The organism is Actinokineospora enzanensis DSM 44649 (assembly GCF_000374445.1).
GTDB classification, from domain to species: Bacteria; Actinomycetota; Actinomycetes; order Mycobacteriales; family Pseudonocardiaceae; genus Actinokineospora; species Actinokineospora enzanensis.
In genome coordinates this window covers 543,580-560,921 of the sequence record NZ_KB894403.1, presented here as the reverse complement: position 1 = coordinate 560,921, position 17,342 = coordinate 543,580, and the positions used below count along the sequence as shown (strand labels likewise).

The 17,342-nt window shown below is 71.2% G+C and carries 17 protein-coding genes; 12 read left to right on the top strand and 5 right to left on the bottom strand.

Annotation, left to right across the window (positions count from 1 at the left end):
• The first annotated feature begins 48 nt into the window (after window positions 1-48).
• The 4 genes from C503_RS0102365 (at window position 49) to C503_RS37530 (ending at window position 4,610) form a co-directional block, all read left to right on the top strand.
• A complete protein-coding gene (locus C503_RS0102365) occupies window positions 49-1,170 on the top strand; it encodes a saccharopine dehydrogenase NADP-binding domain-containing protein (RefSeq protein WP_018680596.1) in 1,122 nt (373 codons plus the stop codon).
• Entirely contained in the window at window positions 1,167-2,258 is a 1,092-nt protein-coding gene (locus C503_RS0102360) for a Gfo/Idh/MocA family oxidoreductase (protein ID WP_018680595.1), read from the top strand. Before C503_RS0102365 ends, C503_RS0102360 begins: the two co-directional genes overlap by 4 nt.
• A 319-nt stretch (window positions 2,259-2,577) precedes the next feature.
• The gene (locus tag C503_RS0102355; protein ID WP_018680594.1) at window positions 2,578-3,336 is read left to right on the top strand and encodes a thioesterase II family protein; all 759 of its coding nucleotides are present in this window, start codon (window positions 2,578-2,580) and stop codon (window positions 3,334-3,336) included.
• Window positions 3,333-4,610 (top strand): serine hydroxymethyltransferase, encoded by a 1,278-nt coding sequence (locus C503_RS37530; RefSeq protein ID WP_018680593.1) that lies wholly within the window; start codon window positions 3,333-3,335, stop codon window positions 4,608-4,610. The genes C503_RS0102355 and C503_RS37530 overlap by 4 nt, the downstream gene beginning before the upstream one ends.
• A 541-nt stretch (window positions 4,611-5,151) precedes the next feature.
• On the opposite strand, the gene C503_RS37525 is transcribed toward C503_RS37530, so the two are convergent.
• Entirely contained in the window at window positions 5,152-6,372 is a 1,221-nt protein-coding gene (locus tag C503_RS37525; RefSeq protein WP_018680592.1) for a cytochrome P450, read from the bottom strand.
• Between the two features lie 95 nt (window positions 6,373-6,467).
• Here C503_RS37525 and C503_RS0102340 point away from each other — a divergent pair, with 95 nt between their 5' ends.
• The 7 genes from C503_RS0102340 to C503_RS0102310 all read left to right on the top strand — a co-directional run bounded on the left by C503_RS0102340 (window position 6,468) and on the right by C503_RS0102310 (window position 13,945).
• The gene (locus C503_RS0102340; RefSeq protein WP_018680591.1) at window positions 6,468-7,649 is read left to right on the top strand and encodes a glycosyltransferase; all 1,182 of its coding nucleotides are present in this window, start codon (window positions 6,468-6,470) and stop codon (window positions 7,647-7,649) included.
• A gap of 11 nt (window positions 7,650-7,660) precedes the next feature.
• Entirely contained in the window at window positions 7,661-8,569 is a 909-nt protein-coding gene (locus C503_RS0102335; protein ID WP_018680590.1) for an NAD-dependent epimerase/dehydratase family protein, read from the top strand.
• Between the two features lie 14 nt (window positions 8,570-8,583).
• The gene (locus tag C503_RS0102330; RefSeq protein WP_018680589.1) at window positions 8,584-10,008 is read left to right on the top strand and encodes an aldehyde dehydrogenase family protein; all 1,425 of its coding nucleotides are present in this window, start codon (window positions 8,584-8,586) and stop codon (window positions 10,006-10,008) included.
• A 373-nt stretch (window positions 10,009-10,381) separates the two neighbouring features.
• Window positions 10,382-11,290 (top strand): ABC transporter ATP-binding protein, encoded by a 909-nt coding sequence (locus C503_RS0102325; protein ID WP_018680588.1) that lies wholly within the window; start codon window positions 10,382-10,384, stop codon window positions 11,288-11,290.
• Window positions 11,291-11,300: 10 nt separating this feature from the next.
• Window positions 11,301-12,041 (top strand): ABC transporter permease, encoded by a 741-nt coding sequence (locus C503_RS0102320; protein ID WP_018680587.1) that lies wholly within the window; start codon window positions 11,301-11,303, stop codon window positions 12,039-12,041.
• A gap of 3 nt (window positions 12,042-12,044) precedes the next feature.
• On the top strand, window positions 12,045-13,319 hold the full coding sequence (locus C503_RS0102315) for a sensor histidine kinase (protein WP_018680586.1): 1,275 nt from the start codon (window positions 12,045-12,047) through the stop codon (window positions 13,317-13,319).
• Window positions 13,316-13,945: a response regulator gene (locus tag C503_RS0102310; RefSeq protein WP_018680585.1), complete on the top strand. Its 630-nt coding sequence runs from the start codon at window positions 13,316-13,318 to the stop codon at window positions 13,943-13,945. Before C503_RS0102315 ends, C503_RS0102310 begins: the two co-directional genes overlap by 4 nt.
• Before the next feature lie 79 nt (window positions 13,946-14,024).
• On the opposite strand, the gene C503_RS0102305 is transcribed toward C503_RS0102310, so the two are convergent.
• Both C503_RS0102305 and C503_RS0102300 read right to left on the bottom strand, forming a co-directional pair.
• Window positions 14,025-14,234 (bottom strand): helix-turn-helix transcriptional regulator, encoded by a 210-nt coding sequence (locus tag C503_RS0102305; protein WP_018680584.1) that lies wholly within the window; start codon window positions 14,232-14,234, stop codon window positions 14,025-14,027.
• Between the two features lie 14 nt (window positions 14,235-14,248).
• Window positions 14,249-14,653, bottom strand: a complete 405-nt coding sequence (locus C503_RS0102300; protein ID WP_051114713.1) for a hypothetical protein — start codon at window positions 14,651-14,653, stop codon at window positions 14,249-14,251.
• A 76-nt stretch (window positions 14,654-14,729) separates the two neighbouring features.
• On the opposite strand from C503_RS0102300, the gene C503_RS0102295 reads away from it, so the two are divergent.
• Complete coding sequence (locus C503_RS0102295; RefSeq protein WP_033400035.1) at window positions 14,730-15,905, top strand: alpha/beta hydrolase family protein; 1,176 nt, start codon at window positions 14,730-14,732, stop codon at window positions 15,903-15,905.
• A gap of 208 nt (window positions 15,906-16,113) precedes the next feature.
• Here the strand turns inward: C503_RS0102295 and C503_RS47610 are convergent, their stop codons facing one another.
• The gene (locus C503_RS47610) at window positions 16,114-16,569 is read right to left on the bottom strand and encodes a hypothetical protein (RefSeq protein WP_018680580.1); all 456 of its coding nucleotides are present in this window, start codon (window positions 16,567-16,569) and stop codon (window positions 16,114-16,116) included.
• Window positions 16,566-17,258 (bottom strand): RibD family protein, encoded by a 693-nt coding sequence (locus C503_RS47605; protein WP_018680579.1) that lies wholly within the window; start codon window positions 17,256-17,258, stop codon window positions 16,566-16,568. Before C503_RS47605 ends, C503_RS47610 begins: the two co-directional genes overlap by 4 nt.
• Between the last annotated feature and the right edge of the window lie 84 nt (window positions 17,259-17,342).

The window sequence follows — 17,342 nt, the reverse complement described above, 5'->3', positions numbered from 1 at the left end:
CGTGTCACCGTGCGCAGCTTCCAGGTTCGTGGTGCGGGGGTGGCTGGGATGACTCGGATCGGTGTCGTCGGCGGCTACGGTGCCGTCGGTCGTGCGGCCGTTCGTCTGTTGGGGCGTGAGTACTCCGGTCCGTTGCGGGTCGGCGGTCGTTCGGTGGAGCGTGCCGTAGCGGTCGTGCGCGAAGACCTCGGTGGCGCGGGCGAGGCCCAGGCCGTGGATGTCTACGACCCGGTGGCGTTGGCTGACTTCTGCCGTGGCTGCGACCTGGTCGTCAACGCCAGTGGCGCCTCCTACCAGGTACTCGACCGCGTCGCCGTCGCCGCGTTCGCCGCCGGAGCCGACTACGTGGACGCAGGCGGCGACGAACCCCTGCACGACCGCCTCACCGCGGCCGATCCGGCCGCGTCCGGCAGACGGGCCCTGGTCACCGCGGGCATGATGCCGGGCCTGACCGGCCTGCTGCCCCGCCTGCTCGCCACCACGGTCCCGCAACCCCGCGAACTCACCGCCTACGTCGGCGTCATGGACCGGCTCACCCCGCAGGGCGCCGTCGACTACCTGCTCAGCCTGGGCGACCGCGAGGCCGAGTCCCGCGCGGCCTGGCTGGGCGGCAGGCTCGTGCCGCGCGCCCTGCCCCCGCTCGCCGACGTCCACCTCCCGCGCTTCCCCGGGCCGGTCAGCGCCTTCCCCTATCTCGGCTACGAGGCCCGCAGGCTGGCCGTCGACCTGGGGCTCGACACCGTCCGCTGGTACTCGGTGTTCGACGGCGGCACGCACATGATGTCCACCCTCAGCCGCCACCAGGGCGCGATGTCCGGCGTCGGCGACCTGTCCGAGGCCGCCCGCGAACTGGCCGCCGCCGCCGACCTGGACCTGTTCGGCCGCGAGCCTTACCAGCTGATCGTCCAGCAGCTGACCGGGTCGGACGGCTCGGTGCGCTCCGTCGTGGTCCGCTCGGCCGACACGTCGGCCCTGACCGGCACCGTCCTGGGCCTTGCCGCGTTGCAGGTCCTGGAGCGTCGGGTACCGGTCGGCGCCCACTACGCCGCCGAGGCCCTGGACCCGCCCGCCCTGGTCGACGCCCTCACCACGACCGGCGTGCTGACCGGCTTCGAGCTCCTCGACGGCCCGGTCGACATCCCCGAGCCCGTCGAGGAAGGCGCGCTGTGACCGCCCCCCGGGTGCTGGTGTGCGGCAGCGGCTTCGGCCGCGTCCACCTGGCCGCCCTGGCCGACCCCGACTTCCCGTTCACCGCCGTCGGCCTGCTGGCCCGGGGGAGCGCCCGCTCCCGCACGGTGGCCGCCCGCTTCGGCGTCCCGCTGTACACGTCCCTGGCAGACGTACCCGACATCGACCTGGCCTGCGTCGTGGTCGGCTCCGCCCCCACCGGCGGCCCCGGCGCCCGCCTCGCCATGGACCTGCTCCGCCGGGGCGTCCCGGTGCTGCAGGAACACCCCCTGCACGCCGACGAACTGGCCGCCTGCCTGCGCACCGCCCGCGAGACCGGCACCCACTACCGCCTCACCAGCCACCACGTGCACGTCGCCCCGGTACGCCGCTTCATCGAGGCCGTCCGCACCCTCCTGCGCCACCAGCCCCCGCTGTTCCTCGACGCGATCACCAGCGTCCAGGTCCTCTACACGCTCCTCGACGTCCTGGGCGAGTCCCTCGGCACCCTGCGCCCGTGGTCCTTCGCCCCGGCGCCCGCGCCCGCCGAGTTCCCCCGGATGCGCGCCCGGCCCCCGTTCCGCTCGCTGGACGGCATGATCGCGGGCATCCCGGTCACGCTGCGGATCCAGCACCAACTCGATCCCGCCCGCCCGGACAACCACGCGCACCTCTGGCACCGGATCACCCTGGGCACCGAGGGCGGCACCCTGACCCTCCTCGGCAGCGCGGGCCCCGTCCTCTGGTCCCCCCGCCCCCATCTTCCCGCCGACTCCAACGACGTCGGCTCCTTCGACCAACTGACCGACGCCCACCTGGACCACCCGACCACGTCCCTGGGCCCACCCGACGCCCCCGCCATGTCGGCCGTCCTGTCGGACCTCTGGCCCGCCGGTGTCCGTGCGGCCATCCGCACGATGTGGTCGAATGTCGGCACGGACCCGATGCCGTACGGGCAGTACCACCTCGCCGTCACGGCCCTGGCCAAGGAGATCTCCGACCATCTCGGCCCGGTCGACCTGATCAACCCTCCTGATCCGGACGTCCTCGGCGCGGACCTGTTCCTGCACGCCGCAGAGGTCTCCCCATGACACGTCCCCCGGTTGTCCACAGCCAAGACCGCCAAGCCCGCGCCCGGCTCCCTTCTGCCGATAGGATGGAAATTCGGGGGATCCCCGGGCATGCCAGTCCATCTGGGACGGTTGTCCACCGGCAAGATCGTCGGCACCCCGGCCACCCCTTTCCCTCCGGTAGAATGGAATCTCGGGGGATCCCCGACCGTTTCATCCCGGCCGGGACAGTTGTCCACAGGCCGATTCCCGGGCCCTTGACGTCCGGTCCACGCGAGTTCCCCACCCGTCGCCATGTCCAAGGCGCGGCCCCATTTCCCGACCCTGTGGAGGTGTCGCTGTGATCACCGCCTCGCCCGTGTTGCGATGGCACCGCCGGACGGCGGCGCCCGCGCTGCGGCTCGTGTGTTTCCCGCACGCGGGCGGCAGTGCCACCTTCTTCCGGGACTGGATCACCTCGCTCCCCGCGGGCGTCGACCTGGTCGGCGTCCAGTACCCCGGCCGGGGCGAGCGCCTCGCCGAGCCGCCGCCCACCGATCTCGTCGCGCTCGCCAAGGACGTCGCCCGCGCGTTGACCGACCTGCCCCCGTGCCCCACAGTCCTTTTCGGACACAGCCTGGGCGCGGCCGTCGCCTACGAGACGGCCCGATCCGGCGTGCGCGCCACGCTGCTGGTCGTCTCCGGGCGGACCGCCCCCGCGGACCCGGGCCGACAGGCGCACCTGTTCGACGACGACGAGCTGTGGCGGGAGGTGGCCGACTCCGGCGGCACCAGCGCGCAGGCGCTCGCCAACCCGGAGCTGCGCGAGCTGCTGCTCCCCGTCCTCCGCGCCGACTACCGCATCAGCGAGACCTACAAACCCGAGACCGAGCCGCTCCTGCGTTGTCCGATCCTCGTCTGTACCGGTGACCAGGACCGCGACGTCGAACTGTCCGAACTGGCCGGTTGGGCGGCCCTGACCACCGGCCGGTTCGACCTGAAAGTCTTCCCCGGCAACCACTTCTACCTCTCCGACGACGATTCCCGCGTCGTCGGCGCCGTACTCAACCGCGCGTTCGCGCTCCCCGGTGTCGGCGCGGCCTGGCCGGTGTCCCCGTGACGGCCGTCGTCGCCGACCAGGCACTTGGCCTGCTCGACCGACAGGACAGCGCGGTCGCCGACCTCGCCCGCGCCCACCTCGCCTACGCGGCCCGCACGCTCAACCTGGTCGCCGCGTCCAGCCCCACGCTCCCCGCCGTCTCGGCCGCGGCGGGCGCGGGCTTCTGGGCCGTGACCGCCGAGGGCTACCCCGGGGCCCGCTACCACCCCGCCGCCGTCGCGATCGACGACCTGGAGTCGCTCGCCCGACAACGCGCGCGTTCCCTGTTCGGTGTCTCGCACGCGAACGTGCAGCCCGCGTCCGGCTCGGCGGCGAACCTGGCCGTCCTCTACGGCCTGCTCGACCCCGGCGACCGCGTGCTGTCCCTGGACCTCGCCCACGGCGGCCACCTGTCCCACGTGTCCCGCCAGGCCAGCATCTCCAAACGTGTCGACGCCGCGCACTACCTGGTCGGCGACGACGGCACCGTCGACCCCGCCGCGCTCGCCGACCTGGTCGCCCGCACCCGCCCCCGCCTGGTGATCTGCGGCGGCTCGGCCTATCCCCGCCAACTCGACTTCGCCGCCTTCCGCGCCGCCGCCGACCGCGTGGACGCGCTGCTGCTGGCCGACATCAGCCACATCAGCGGCCTCGTCGCCGCGGGCGTCCACCCGTCACCGGCCGCGTTCTGCGACCTGGTCACCACGTCGACCTACAAGCAACTCCGCGGCCCGCGCGGCGGCCTGGTCATGCTCGGCGAACCCACCAGGGTGTCCGCGTCGACCATCGACCGCGCCGTGTTCCCCGGCTTCCAGGGCACCCCCGACTTCGCCGCCATCGCGGGCAAGGCCATCGCTTTCCGCCACGCCGCCACGCCCGACTTCCGCGCCGCCATGCAGCGCGTCGTCGACTACGCCCGCATCTTCGCCGCCGCCTTCACCGACCGGGGCGTCCCGATGGTCACCGGCGGCACGGACACCCACATGGTCCTGCTCGACCTGCGCGCCACCCCCGTCTCCGGCCGCGTCGTCGCCGACTCCCTCCAGGACCTCGGCCTCCTCACCAACCGCAACCTGGTACCCGCCGACCCTCGCCCCACCAGGGAAACCAGCGGTGTCCGCCTCGGCACCAACGACCTCGCCTTCCGCGACCTGACCTCCACCGAGATCACCACCCTGGCAGGCACAGTCGCCGCCGTCGTGGGCGATCTGGTGGACGAACGCCCCGGTGGCCCGGCACGAGCACTGCTGTCCGAGCTGGTCGCGGAGTACAGCACCCGCCCCCACCTGGACTGATGCCCCTGCCTTGGAGTTGTCCACATCCCCTCTTGTCCGTCCACAGGTCTCGGCGAGGGCTATTGACAGTGATCGACTTCGCCTAGCCTTGAGTAGGGACCCAAAACCCCTGGGGCGGGCGGGGCGTGCCGCGCGGCCGATTGTCGATCTTGCGCTGGGCGCGGCGGCGGCCTGCGAGGGTCAGATGGGGCGCGGAAGGTCGGGCTGTCCACATACCTGCGGATTCATCCACAGGCTGTCGCCGTGCCTATTGACGACGATCCACAACGCATAGGCTGCACAAGGGCTCGAAAACCCCAGGGGTGGGCGGGGTATGGCCGGTGCGGCCTTGTGGATCATGACGTGGGGCGTGCTGGGGCAGGGGTGCGCGCCGTGGTGGTTCGTTGAGCCTGGAGCGCGGGTCGAAGTCGCTGCCAGGGCCGGTCTGGACGGTCTGACGCGCCGGCGTGTCGGGAGGGCCGGAACGGCACGCCGGCATCGCGGTCGATGAAGAGTGATCACGGACGGGCAGGCGGGTACGGCTCGTCCGTGACCACTCCGGCTATCGGGCCACGCGGATCGGGAAGGCGGCGAGGCCGCGCAGGCTCATGCTGGGGATCTGCCGCACAGGCTCGCCCGCGATCTCGATCGTGCGATAACGCGCCAACAACGCACGCAACGTCGCCGCCGTCTCCAACCTCGCCATATACCCCCCGACACAAGCATGCGCCCCGCGCCCGAAACCGAGGTTGCGGTTGGCATCGGGCCGCGCGAGGTCGAGCCGGTCGGGAGACGGGAACGTGGTCTCGTCCCGGTTGGCCGAGCCCAGGAGGAACAGGATCGGATGGCCGGACGGGATCACCACTCCATCCACTTCATACGGTTCGACCGTCGCTCGGGTAGCCGTCTGCACCGGACTGTCATAGCGAAGCAGTTCATGCACAGCCGAGTCCATCAACGACGGATCCGACCGAAGACGATCCAGCTGCCTGGGAGCACGCAGCAGCGCCAACATCCCGTTGCTGATCAGACTCACCGTGTTGTGGTGCCCCACCATCAGCAGGAACACCCCGTTGACCAGCGTCTCCGCCACCGTCAACGTCCGCTCCGCACGACTCCCCGCCAGCCACCGCGCCAACAGGTCGTCCCCACCCCGGCGCCGACGACCCACCAGCCGACCGAAGTACTCGCCCGCCTCCCGGGTCGCGTCGGCGGCGGCGGTCACCTGGGCGGGGCCGAGCAGCACATCGGGGTCCGAGGCCGAACCGAACGCGCGGGACCAGCGGGCCAGGGTCGGCAGGTCCTCGTCCGGGAGGTCGAACAGCGCGCCGATGATGGCGATCGGGACCGGGTAGGACACCGTCGACACCAGGTCGATCTCGCCCTCGTCCGGCAGCGAGTCCACCACCGACCGGGCGGCCCGATCGATCGTCGGGATCATCCGGTCCACCGCCTGTGGCACGAACTCCTTGCTCATCGCCGCGCGCAGCCGGGTGTGGTCCGGGGCGTCGAGGGCGTTGAGCGGCGGCGGGAAGCGGTCGTCGATGCCGCGTGCCTGGAAGTAGTCCGCGTAGGCGGGCAGGCGGCCGAGCTCGCAGGACAGGCGCGGGTCCCGCAATCCTGCCACGACATCGCGGTATCGCGGCACCAGCCAGAAGCCCGCCTCGGTGGGCACGACGGGGCCTGCGGCGCGCAGCTCGCGCAGCCAGGGGTACGGGTCGGCGACGTACTCGGCGCCCGCCGCCGTGGCGAAGAAGTCGACGGCGGCTCGGGTCTCGGGCATCGGTGCTCCCTCGGGAAGGTGTTGTCGCGCACCGCCCGTGCACGAGAATCCTGACCAGCACGGGCATCCCCGATTCTGCGGAGGTCGCGCCCACGATGAAAGTAGTCGTCACCTGCCAACCCGCCACCGGGCACTTCCACGCCGTGGCGCCGCTGGCGATCGCCGCCCGGGACGCGGGCCACGATGTCGTCGTCGCCACCGGGCGCGGCCTGGCGCCGTGGGTGCGCCGGTCCGGGCTGGAGGTGGTGGAGCTGGGGCCGGACTGGCTGGCCGAGGGGCCGCGCACCGACCAGTTCGACGACCAGCGGCGCAGGCTGCGGCTGATGGCCGTCGCCACGGCCGCGCTCATCCCCGGCATCGTCGAGACGGTCCGCGAGCGGGACGCCGATGTGGTGCTGCACGAGTCGCTGGAGTGGGCCGGGCCGTTGGCCGCCGACAGCGCGGGCGTGCCGTTCGCCGCGCTCGGCCAGCTGCCCCGGCTGCCGCGCGCGGTGACGGCCGAGGTGATGTCCGGTGCGTGGACGGCGGCGCGGACGCGGCTGGGCCTGGACCCCGACCCGGGGATGCACCGCCTGTATCCGTATCTCTACCTGGACTCCTATATCCCCAGCATGCAGCCGCTGTCGGACAACCCGCTGGCCTGGTTCGGCGGCGACCGGTCCGGCGACGTCGACCACCTGGTGATGCCGCCGCTCTACCAGGTCCCGGCGGCGGTGCCGGACTGGCTGACCGCGCCCCGGACCAGGCCGCTCGTCTACATGACCATGGGCACGGCGTTCAACGAGTTCCCGCACCTGTTCCGCGCGCTGGCCGACGGGCTGCGGGACGAGGACGTGGACGTGGTGATGACCGTCGGGTCCGGGGTGGACGTCGACGCGGTCGGTATCGACGCGCCGAACGTGCGTGTGGTCGACTACGTGCCGCAGGAGGAGATCCTGTCGCGCACCGACGTGCTCGTGCAGCACTCCGGCTACCTGACCACGGTCGGCGCGCTGCGGCACGGTGTGCCGATGGTCGTCGTACCCGTCGCCGTCGACCAGCCCTACCACGCGCATCGCCTTGCGGCGGCGGGCGTGGCGATCAGGCTGAGTGAGGCCGAGGCGACCGCGACGCGGCTGCGCGAGTCCGTGCGCGCCGTGCTGGACGACGACCTCTACCGCCGCAACGCTGCCCGGCTGCAAGCGGAACTGCACGCCATGCCGCCGGTGGAGCGCGGTATCGAACTGCTCGAACGACTGGCGGCCACGGGAAAGCCCGTGCTCCGCGACGACGCATGAGGAGTGTGTCCGTGACCGTGCGACAGCAGCCCCGGGTCGACCGCGTGCCCGCCCGGATCCTGCTCACCGGCGCGACCGGCCGGGTAGGCGCCCGGTTCGTGCCGTTGCTGAGCAAGCTCGGCGCGACGTTGCGCATGCTGGTCTGGACGCCGGAGCCGGGGCCGCCGCCCGTACCCGGTGGCCGGATCGTGATGGGCGACCTCGGCGACGACGCGGTGTGCCGGGCGGCGGTGGAGGGCATGGACGCGGTGGTGCACATCGCGTCGGCGTTCCAGGGCGTGGACGCGGCGGGGGCCGACGAGCTCAACGAGATCGCGACCGGCAAGCTCGCCGCCGCCGCACTGGCGGCCGGGGTGCGGCGGTTCGTGTCGATGAGCAGTTATCTCGTGTACGAACCGGACCCGGGTCGGGTGCTCGCGGAGGACGCGCCGGTGTTGGCCGCGCCGTCGGCGAGCTTCCCCGCAGCGAAGCTGGGCGCCGAGCGCGCGTTGTCCGGCTATGCGGACAGTGACCTGGCGGCATGCGTTCTGCGAGTCGCGTTCACCTATGGGGAGCGGGATCCACACCTGGCGGAGGCGCTGCACTGGGCCGAGTCCGCGGATCCGGACGATCGGCTGCATTTCGTGCACCACGCGGATGTGCGGCAGGGTGTGCTCACCGCTCTCGGCGCGGACGAACCGGTGCGCGGCACGTTCAACCTCGGCGACGACGGCCCGACCACGGCGGCCGAGCTGCGGTCCGTCGCCGCGGACTTCGACATCCCGGCCGGTGGGCCGGGATCCGCCGCCGAAGGCCTGCCCGACCTGCCGGGAGCCGTGCTGTCGTCCTGCGCGCTGGACATCTCGAAGGCGCGCGACGTGCTCGGTTTCCGGCCTGCGTTCCGGAACATCCTGCAGGCGCGTGACGAAGGCGCGATGTGAGCCGAGGGGGAGACATGACCGTGATCTCGCTGCCGGACACCGACGTCACGATGACGGTCGCGGGCCGGGCGGTCGCCACGGCCGAGACACTGGCGGTAGACGACCCGGCGACGGGCGGGATCATCGCGCACGCCCCGGTGTGCGACGCGGCCCTGCTGGACGAGGCGATGGCGGCGGCGGTGACCGCGCAACCCGCGTGGGCGCGCGACGATGCGGCGATCCGCGCGGCGTTGCTGGCGGCGGGCAAGGCGGTCGCATCGATGTCGGCCCGTCTGGGCGCGTTGGTGACCGCCGAGCAGGGCAAGCCGATCGCCATGGCCATCGGCGAGGCCTACTCGGCGGCCGCCGTGCTGCGGGCGCACGCGGGCATGGAGCTGCCGATGGAGCAGCTCGGCGACGGCAGACGGGCCCGCGTCGAGCTGACCCGACGTCCACACGGCGTAGTCGCGGCCGTGACACCGTGGAACTTCCCCGTCGCGATCGCCGCTGCCAAGATCGCCCCGGCGTTGCGTGCGGGCAACGCGGTGGTGGTGAAGCCCTCGCCGCACACGCCGCTCGCGACATTGCTCCTGGGCGCGATTCTGCGCGAGGTGTTGCCGCCGGGGGTGTTGACTGTCCTGAATGGACCCGATGAGCTGGGCGCGGCCCTGGTCGCCCACGAGGCGACCTCGCACGTCAGCTTCACCGGCTCGGTTTCCGCGGGCAGACACGTCGCTGCGGCGGCGGGGGCTGGTCTGAGGTCGGCCACACTGGAACTGGGCGGCAACGACCCGGCGATCGTGCTCGACGACGTCGACCCGGCGGCGATCGCGGACACGATGTTCTGGGAGGCGTTCGCCAACAACGGCCAGGCGTGCATGGCGGTCAAGCGGCTGTACGTGCCCGCCGACCGGTATGCGGCGATGGTGGCAGCGCTGGCCGCGCGGGCCGAGTCGGTGCGTGTGGGGGATGGCCGGGTGAAGGGGACGGAGTTGGGGCCGGTCACCACACCCGAGCAGCTCGACCGCGTCGCCGACTTGGTCTCCTCGGCTGTCGCCGCAGGTGCGCGGGTGGCTGCCGGGGGCCGCCGCCTCGATGGGGCAGGCCGTTTCCACGCGCCGACGGTGTTGGCGGATGTGCGGGCGGGGATGGTGGTGGTGGACGAGGAGCAGTTCGGTCCGGTCCTGCCTGTCCTCCCGTACACCGACCTCGACGAGGCGATCGCCGCCGCCAACTCGACTTCCTATGGCCTGGGTGCTTCGGTGTGGGGCGCCGACATCGACCGCGCCCACGAGATCGCCGGGAGGCTGGAGGCGGGCACGGTGTGGGTGAACGGCCACGCGGAGCTCGGCCCCGATCAGCCCTACGCCGGTCTGAAACACAGCGGCCTGGGCGTGGAGGGCGGCACCGAGGGCCTCCACGGCTACACCGCCCCCCGGGTCGTCCGCCGCCCCCGCTGAGCCCCGGAGTTGTCCACATCCCCTCTTGTCCGTCCACAGGTCTCGGCGAGGGCTATTGACAGTGATCGACTTCGCCTAGCCTTGAGTAGGGACCCAAAACCCCTGGGTGGGCGGGGTGTGCTGGCGGGCTGTCGATCTTGGCGGCGTGACTGGGCGGGGTCTGTGCAGGTGGTGTCGAGGCGGTCGGCAGGGCGTCGTGGCTCGTGATGGGCGGGCATGCGATGCCCAATACCGGTGTGGACCGAGGTCCGGATCGGTGGGCGGTTGAGCTGGGGATCAACCGATCGGTTGATGGCCGGGTCCACTGTGGTCGTCGTCAGGCCTGGCCGCGCGGTCGATTCGGGGGAGCCGGGGTGGGCGGCAGGCTTCTCGTATGGGAATCATCGAGGTAGACGGGCTCGTCAAGCGGTATGGCGAGCACACCGCCGTGGACGGGGTGAGCTTCTCCGTCGAGCCGGGCGAGATCTTCGGCATCCTGGGCCCCAACGGGGCGGGCAAGACCACCACCGTCGAGTGCGTCGAAGGTCTGCGCGCCCGTGACGGCGGCAGTGTCAGTGTCTGCGGCATCGACCCGCGACGCGACAACGGAGAGCTTCGCGAGTTGCTCGGCGCGCAGCTGCAGGAGAGTGAGCTGCCCGAGAAGCTCAAGGTGCGCGAGGCCATGGAGCTCTACAGCTCCTTCTACCGCCGCCCAGCCGACTGGCACGAGCTGATCGAGACGCTGAGTCTCACCGACAAGCTCGACACGCAGTTCCGCAGGCTGTCCGGCGGCCAGAAGCAGCGGCTGTCGATTGCCCTGGCGCTGGTCGGCGACCCGCGCGTGGCCGTGCTCGACGAGCTGACCACCGGGCTGGACCCGCAGGCCCGACGGGACACGTGGGATCTGATCGAGGGGGTGCGGGCCCGGGGCGTGACGATCCTGCTGGTCACGCACTTCATGGAGGAGGCCGAGCGGCTCTGCGACCGGCTGGCGGTGATCGACGCGGGGCGGGTCGTCGCGATCGACACGCCCGCCGGGCTGGTGTCGAAGGTGGACGGTCGGCAGCGGATCCGGTTCCGGCCGTCCGCGCCGCTGGACCACGCCGTGCTGTTGGCGTTGCCCGAGGTGCGCTCGGTCGAACGCGCGGGCAGCCAGCTTGTCGTGACCGGCAGTGGGGACCTGTTGCTCGCGGTCACCACCGTTCTCGCCCGCCATCAGGTCGTCGCGGCCGACCTGCGGCTGGAACAGACCACGCTGGACGACGCGTTCGTCGCGCTCACCGGCCGCCCCATCGACTCCTGAGGAGACCGTCATGTCCGCTCTCGCCCGTCTTACCAAGACCGAGACCACGCTGTTCTTCCGCGAGCCGGTGAGTGTGTTCTTCTCGCTCGCGTTCCCGCCGATCCTGCTCGTCATCCTCGGCTCGATCCCGTCCATGCGGCAGCCCGACCCCACCCTCGGCGGACTGCGCGTGATCGACTTATACGCGCCGATCGTCATCGCCATGGCCATCGCCATGTTCGCGATCAACGGGCTGCCCCAGCAGTTCGCCACCTACCGGGAAAAGGGGATATTGCGTCGAATGCGCACCACACCGGTCAAACCGGTCGTGCTGCTCGGCGCGCAGTTGCTGATGGCCACCGCGCTGTCCGTGTTCACCATGCTGGTCGTGCTGGCCATCGGCAGGCTGGCGTTCGACGTGCGGTTGCCGGGTCAGCCGGTCGGCTATCTCGTGGCGTACGTGCTGGCCGCGTTGGCGATGTTCGCGATCGGCCTGCTGGTGGCGTCGCTGGCACCGAGCGGCAAGGGCGCGGGCGCGATCGGGACGATCCTGTTCTTCCCGATCCTGTTCTTCGCCGGTCTGTGGGCGCCGCGCGCGTCGATGCCGGACCTGCTGCGCCGGATCAGCGACTTCACCCCGCTCGGCGCGGGCGTGCAATCATTGCAGGACGCCCTCGCCGGTCAGTGGCCGCAGTTGCTGCACGTGGCCGTCATGCTGGGGTGGACGATCGTGGCAGGCGGTCTGGCCGCGCGGTACTTCCGCTGGGAGTGACGAGTGGGCATCGAGGCCGAGCTGCGGGCGGAGTTCGACCGGTGGGAGCGCCGCGAGAGCGCGGTCGTGAAGGTTCTCCCGTACTTCCTGCTCGCGGTCAGCGCGCTCATCACCGTGATCCAGGTGATCTGGAACGTCGAGGTGAACATACCGCTGGTGCTCGGCCTCACCCTCGCCGCCGGGCTCTGGGTGCTGTGGTTCCACACCCTGCACCCGCAGTGGCACGGCAACCGCCCGGTCATGGCCGTGTACTACGTGGGTCTGATGTCGCTGGCGGCGACGCTGGTACTGGTCGCGCCCTGGTTCGGGTTCTTCACCGTCATCGGCTACGCGCACGCGTTCCACTACCTGCCGGGCCGCTGGCCGTACGCGGGGGTGGCGGTGACGGCGATGATCGCGGCCGCCTCCTACATGGGCGGGAAGATCGATGGGGACAACTGGTGGGCGTGGGTGGCGCTCGGCTCGGTCACCATGGTGCTGGCCGGGTCGCTGTCCTACTTCACCGACATGGCCGACCAGCGCAACCGCAGGCAGAAGGTGGCGCTGGTGGAGCTGCGCGAGACCAACGCCAAGCTGGAGGCGGCGCTGGAGGAGAACGCGGGCCTGCACGCCCAGCTGCTGGTCCAGGCCCGCGAGGCCGGGGTGCTCGACGAGCGGCAGCGGATGGCGCGGGAGATCCACGACACCCTCGCCCAGGGCCTGGCGGGCATCCTCGCCCAGCTCCAGGCCGCCGAGCAGACCCGCGCCGAGCCCGCGACGTGGCACCGGCACGTGACCAACGCGATGAACCTGGCCAGGGAGAGCCTCGCCGAGGCCCGGCGCACGGTGCACGCGGTGGAGCCGGTGGTGCTCGCCGAGGCCCGGCTGCCGGAGGCGATCAGCGAGGTGACCCGCCGCTGGTCGGAGGTGCACCGCATCGATGCGGTGCTCACCACCACCGGCGACGCCCGCCCCATGCACGCCGACGTCGAGGTGGCGCTGTTGCGCACGGCCCAGGAGGCGTTGACCAACGTGGCCAAGCACGCGCGGGCGGGCCGGGTCGGCCTGACCCTGTCCTACATGGAGGATCTGGTGACACTCGACGTCCGGGACGACGGGGTGGGCTTCGACCCGGCGGCGAAACGCGCCAACGGCTCCACCAACGGCGGCTTCGGCCTCGCGGGCATGCGCCAGCGGGTGCAGCGCCTGGCGGGCCGGTTGGTGATCGAGTCCGAACCGGGCGGCGGCACGGCCATCTCGGCGAGCGTCCCGGCGATCCCGGCCGGGGGTGTGGAGTGATCCGCCTGCTGATCGTCGACGACCACCCGGTGGTGCGCGACGGCCTGCGCGGCATGTTCAGCGCCGACCCCCGCTTCGAGGTCCTCGGCGAGGCGGGCGACGGCGCCGAGGCGATCGCGGCGGGGGAGCGGCTGCGGCCGGACGTGATCCTGATGGACCTGCGCATGCCGCGCACGGACGGGGTCACGGCGATCAGGGAACTGGCGCGGCGGGGCGTGCCCGCGCGGGTGCTGGTGTTGACGACGTATGACACGGACAGCGACGTGCTTCCCGCGATCGAGGCTGGTGCTACGGGATATCTGCTGAAGGACGCGCCTCGGGATGAGCTGTTCCGGGCGGTGGAGGCTGCTGCCCAGGGGCAGGCCGTGTTGTCGCCTGCGGTTGCGACGCGGTTGATGGGGCAGATGCGGCAGCCCGCGTCGGAGCCGTTGTCGCAGCGCGAGATCGAGGTGTTGGAGCTGGTGGCGCGGGGGTCGACCAATCGGGAGGCGGCGCAGCAGCTGTTCATCAGTGAGGCGACGGTGAAGACGCATCTGCTGCATGTGTACGCGAAGCTCGGGGTGAGCGACCGGGCGGCGGCCGTCGCGACCGCGTTTTCCCGGGGGTATCTGACGCCTCGGGGCTGAGCGCTGCGCACTACCCGGTTCGTCCCCGTTGGTCGTCTGTACGACAACGGACCGGGATATCCGTTGGGCGGAATCGGTGTCAGGCAGGGTTGTCGGTCCGGTCGGGACGGAAGATCTCCTCGATGGTCAGGTCGAAGACGTCCGCGATGGTGAAGGCCAGGGGCAGGCTGGGATCGTGGCGCTCGGTCTCGATGGCGTTGATGGCCTGCCGGGAGACCCCGCACCGGTCGGCGAGGTCGGCCTGGCTCCACCGGCGGGCCGCGCGGAGTTCGCGTAGCCGGTTCTGCACGGGTGCGTCCCCCTTCAGCGGGTGAAGCGGGTGCGCAGGTCCGCGATCGTCAGCCAGATGACCACGCCGCCGATCAGGATCAGTTGTGCGAGCTGGTGGAGCTGGATGATGCCCGCGGCGTCGAGCAGCGTGGCCACCTGCAGTCCGACGAGGACGGCGGCGAACGCGATGGCCATGCTCTCCAGTTGGATCTTGCGCAGGTATTCGTCCCCGCGCCGGAACGCCCGCAGCAGTGTCCAGGCCACCGCGAGGGTGAACGCGATGGTCGTCGCGATCCACCAGGTCTTCTGCGCGGCGCTCGGATCGGGGTTGCTGCCCAGCGCCAGAGCGACGACGCCCAGCGTGCTCACCGGAATGCCGTCGATGAGCACGGCGCGGCGGGCGGCCCGCGTCGCTTGATCTTTCCGCACCTCTGCCATGCGGAGAATGTAAGCCTGACTTTCCATGGAGTCAAGTGTTCTTGACTCCATGTCAGGTCAGCTTTACATTTCGACCATGTCGAGACTCCTGAGCCGCCGATCGCTGCTGGCAACCGCCGCGGCATCGGCGATCATCACCGTCCCGTTGGCCACCGCCGCGTCCGCCCGGTCCCGCCGCACGCCGACTCCGCCGCGGCTCACCCTGCCCGCGCCGACCGGCCCGTATCCCCTCGGTACGGTCTCGCTCCACCTGATCGACCGGACACGGGTCGATCCCTGGCAGGCGTCCCGCCCGACGCGGGAGCTGATGATCCAGCTCTGGTATCCGACGCTCGCCACGCCTGGCCACCCGTACGCACCGTGGATGTCGCCCGGCGCCGCCGCGCTCTTCGAACAGGCACAAGGCATCCCGCCCGGCGCGTTGCTGCTGCCGACCACGCACGCCCGATCGGACACGCCGGTGGACTGGAGCCGGTGCGGGAGGCCGGTCGTGCTGTACTCGCCGGGCCTGCGCAGCGACCGGAGTCTCGGCACGGTCCTGATCGAGGAACTGGCCAGTCACGGCTACCTGGTGGTGGCCATCGACCACACCTACGACGCCGACCAGGTCGAGTTCCCCGACGGCCGGGTGGAGACCTTCGCCATCACCGGCGACATCGACGATGCCCTGATCGCCAAGGCCCTGGCGGTGCGCACGGCGGACATCCGGTTCGTGCTGGACCAGCTCGCCGCGCTCAACGCCGGACGACGTCCCCTGTCCGGCGCGTTCGACCTGTCCTGCGTCGGCATGTTCGGGCATTCCCTCGGTGGCGCCGCGACCGCCGCGACCATGCGTGCCGACCGGCGGGTGCGCGCGGGCGTCAATCTGGACGGGAGCCTCCTGCCGCCGGTGACGGCGGGCACCGGGCGTCCCTTCCTGCTCTTCGGCAGCGATCCTGGGGTGGGGTCGGAGGATCCCAGCTGGGATCAGTTCTGGGCGAGCCAGTACGGGTGGAAGCGTGAACTGGCGCTTGCCGGGTCCACGCACATCTCGTTCACCGACCTGGAAACGCTGCTACCGCAGGCTGCGCCGATCCTGGGCTTGACGCCCGAGCAGGTGACGCAGGCAATCGGCACTCTTGAACCGGACCGCGCCATCCACGCCCAACGCGACTATGTGCGAGCCTTCTTCGACCTGCATCTGCGTCGACTCGACAGTCGGCTGCTCCAGCGGCCCTCGGCTGGGTACCCGCAGGTCCGGTTCGTTCGATGAGTCGGTTGAGGCTCTGGGGTCCGGCCACCGGCTTGTCTGTCTCGCGGCCTGGGATGGTGCTGCGTGGATGGTTCGCGCTAGTCCTTGACGGGAGACGGGGCAAGAGGGGCAGCGCGGCTGTGGACGACTGGTGGGGATGGGCACGTTGTCCACGGGGCCATGTACCCGCCGCAGTCGGGTGCAGCAACGGCACGGAGGTCAGGCGTGTCTACGGGTTGTCGAAGAGGTGTCGGTTGGGCCGGCGGGCCTGGTCGGCGAGTTCGGTGAGCTCGATGACGGTGACGCCTGCTTCGGCGAGTTGTTCGTGGCCGTGACAGTCGGCGAGGAGAGGGGGTTCGCGCCAGGCGTAGACGACTCGGGAGATTCCGGTGTCGAGGATGAGTTGGGTGCACGTGCGGGGGCGGGATCGTCGCTGGGAGCAGGGTTCGAGGGTGCTGTAGAGGGTTGCCGTGGCCAGGTCGGGGTGATCTGCCGGGAGTTTGGCCAATGCGGATTCCTCGGCGTGGACGTGGGGGTCGGTGTCGCGGGAGTAGCCCCGAGCCAGTTCGGTGCCGTCGGAGCCGACGATGATCGCGCCGACGGCGTAGGCGTGGTCGGTGAGCGGGCAGCGGTGGGCGAGGGTGATGGCTTCGCCCATCCAGTGCACGTCGTCGTGGTGGCTCATTCGGTGCTTTCTTGTTTAGGGAGGTAGCGCAGGAGGACGACGTCGCCGACGGTGCGGGTGTCGGCCAGTCTCATTCTGCGGGTCGGGCCGCCGGGGTAGTCGGCTGGGCCGAGGAAACGGGGCGCGTCCCTGTGGCCGACCACCAAGGGGGCGATGGCGAGGTGGATCTCGTCGACGAGTCCGGCCGACAGGAACGCGGTGTGTACGTGCTGGCCGCCCTCGACCATGAGGCGCCGCACACCGTGGGTGGCGAGGTCGTCGAGCAGGGCGGAGAGGTCGATGTCCGGTCCGAGGGAGACGATCTCGACGTCGGGCAGCGCGTTCAGTTGCTCACGTAGCCGGGTGCGCCCGGCGTCGGTGGTGTAGGCGAGTTTGCGGCCGCCGTGGTGCCAGAACTTCAGGTCGGGACCGAGGTTGCCGCTCGCGGTGATCGTGACCTTGAGCGGATACTCCGGTTCTCCGCGTTCCCGACGTCGAGCGCGGCGCTGTTCGCTGTTGACGATCAGGCGGGGGTTGTCGCGGCGTACCGTCTCAGCGCCGATCAGGATGGCGTCGACACTGGCGCGGACCTCGTCGACGCGGTCGAAGTCGGCCTTGTTGGACAGCAGCAGACGCTCGGGTGTGGCGTCGTCGATGTGGCCGTCGATGCTGGTGGCCACGCTGAGCAGTACGTGAGGGTGCTCGGTCATGGTCGGACCTCCCCTGCGGTGAGTGCTCGCCGGTGACGGTGGGGACCTTGCTGAACTCGGCCAGTCGGGCGCCGAGGGAGGCCG

Coding starts and splice junctions, on each gene's coding strand:
- C503_RS0102365 (WP_018680596.1), top strand. CDS start 49: ATGACTCGGATCGGTGTCGTCGGCGGCTACGGTGCCGTCGGTCGTGCG.
- C503_RS37525 (WP_018680592.1), bottom strand. CDS start 6,372: ATGCCCGAGACCCGAGCCGCCGTCGACTTCTTCGCCACGGCGGCGGGC.
- C503_RS0102340 (WP_018680591.1), top strand. CDS start 6,468: ATGAAAGTAGTCGTCACCTGCCAACCCGCCACCGGGCACTTCCACGCC.
- C503_RS0102330 (WP_018680589.1), top strand. CDS start 8,584: ATGACCGTGATCTCGCTGCCGGACACCGACGTCACGATGACGGTCGCG.
- C503_RS0102325 (WP_018680588.1), top strand. CDS start 10,382: ATGGGAATCATCGAGGTAGACGGGCTCGTCAAGCGGTATGGCGAGCAC.
- C503_RS0102320 (WP_018680587.1), top strand. CDS start 11,301: ATGTCCGCTCTCGCCCGTCTTACCAAGACCGAGACCACGCTGTTCTTC.
- C503_RS0102300 (WP_051114713.1), bottom strand. CDS start 14,653: ATGGCAGAGGTGCGGAAAGATCAAGCGACGCGGGCCGCCCGCCGCGCC.
- C503_RS0102295 (WP_033400035.1), top strand. CDS start 14,730: ATGTCGAGACTCCTGAGCCGCCGATCGCTGCTGGCAACCGCCGCGGCA.
- C503_RS47610 (WP_018680580.1), bottom strand. CDS start 16,569: ATGAGCCACCACGACGACGTGCACTGGATGGGCGAAGCCATCACCCTC.
- C503_RS47605 (WP_018680579.1), bottom strand. CDS start 17,258: ATGACCGAGCACCCTCACGTACTGCTCAGCGTGGCCACCAGCATCGAC.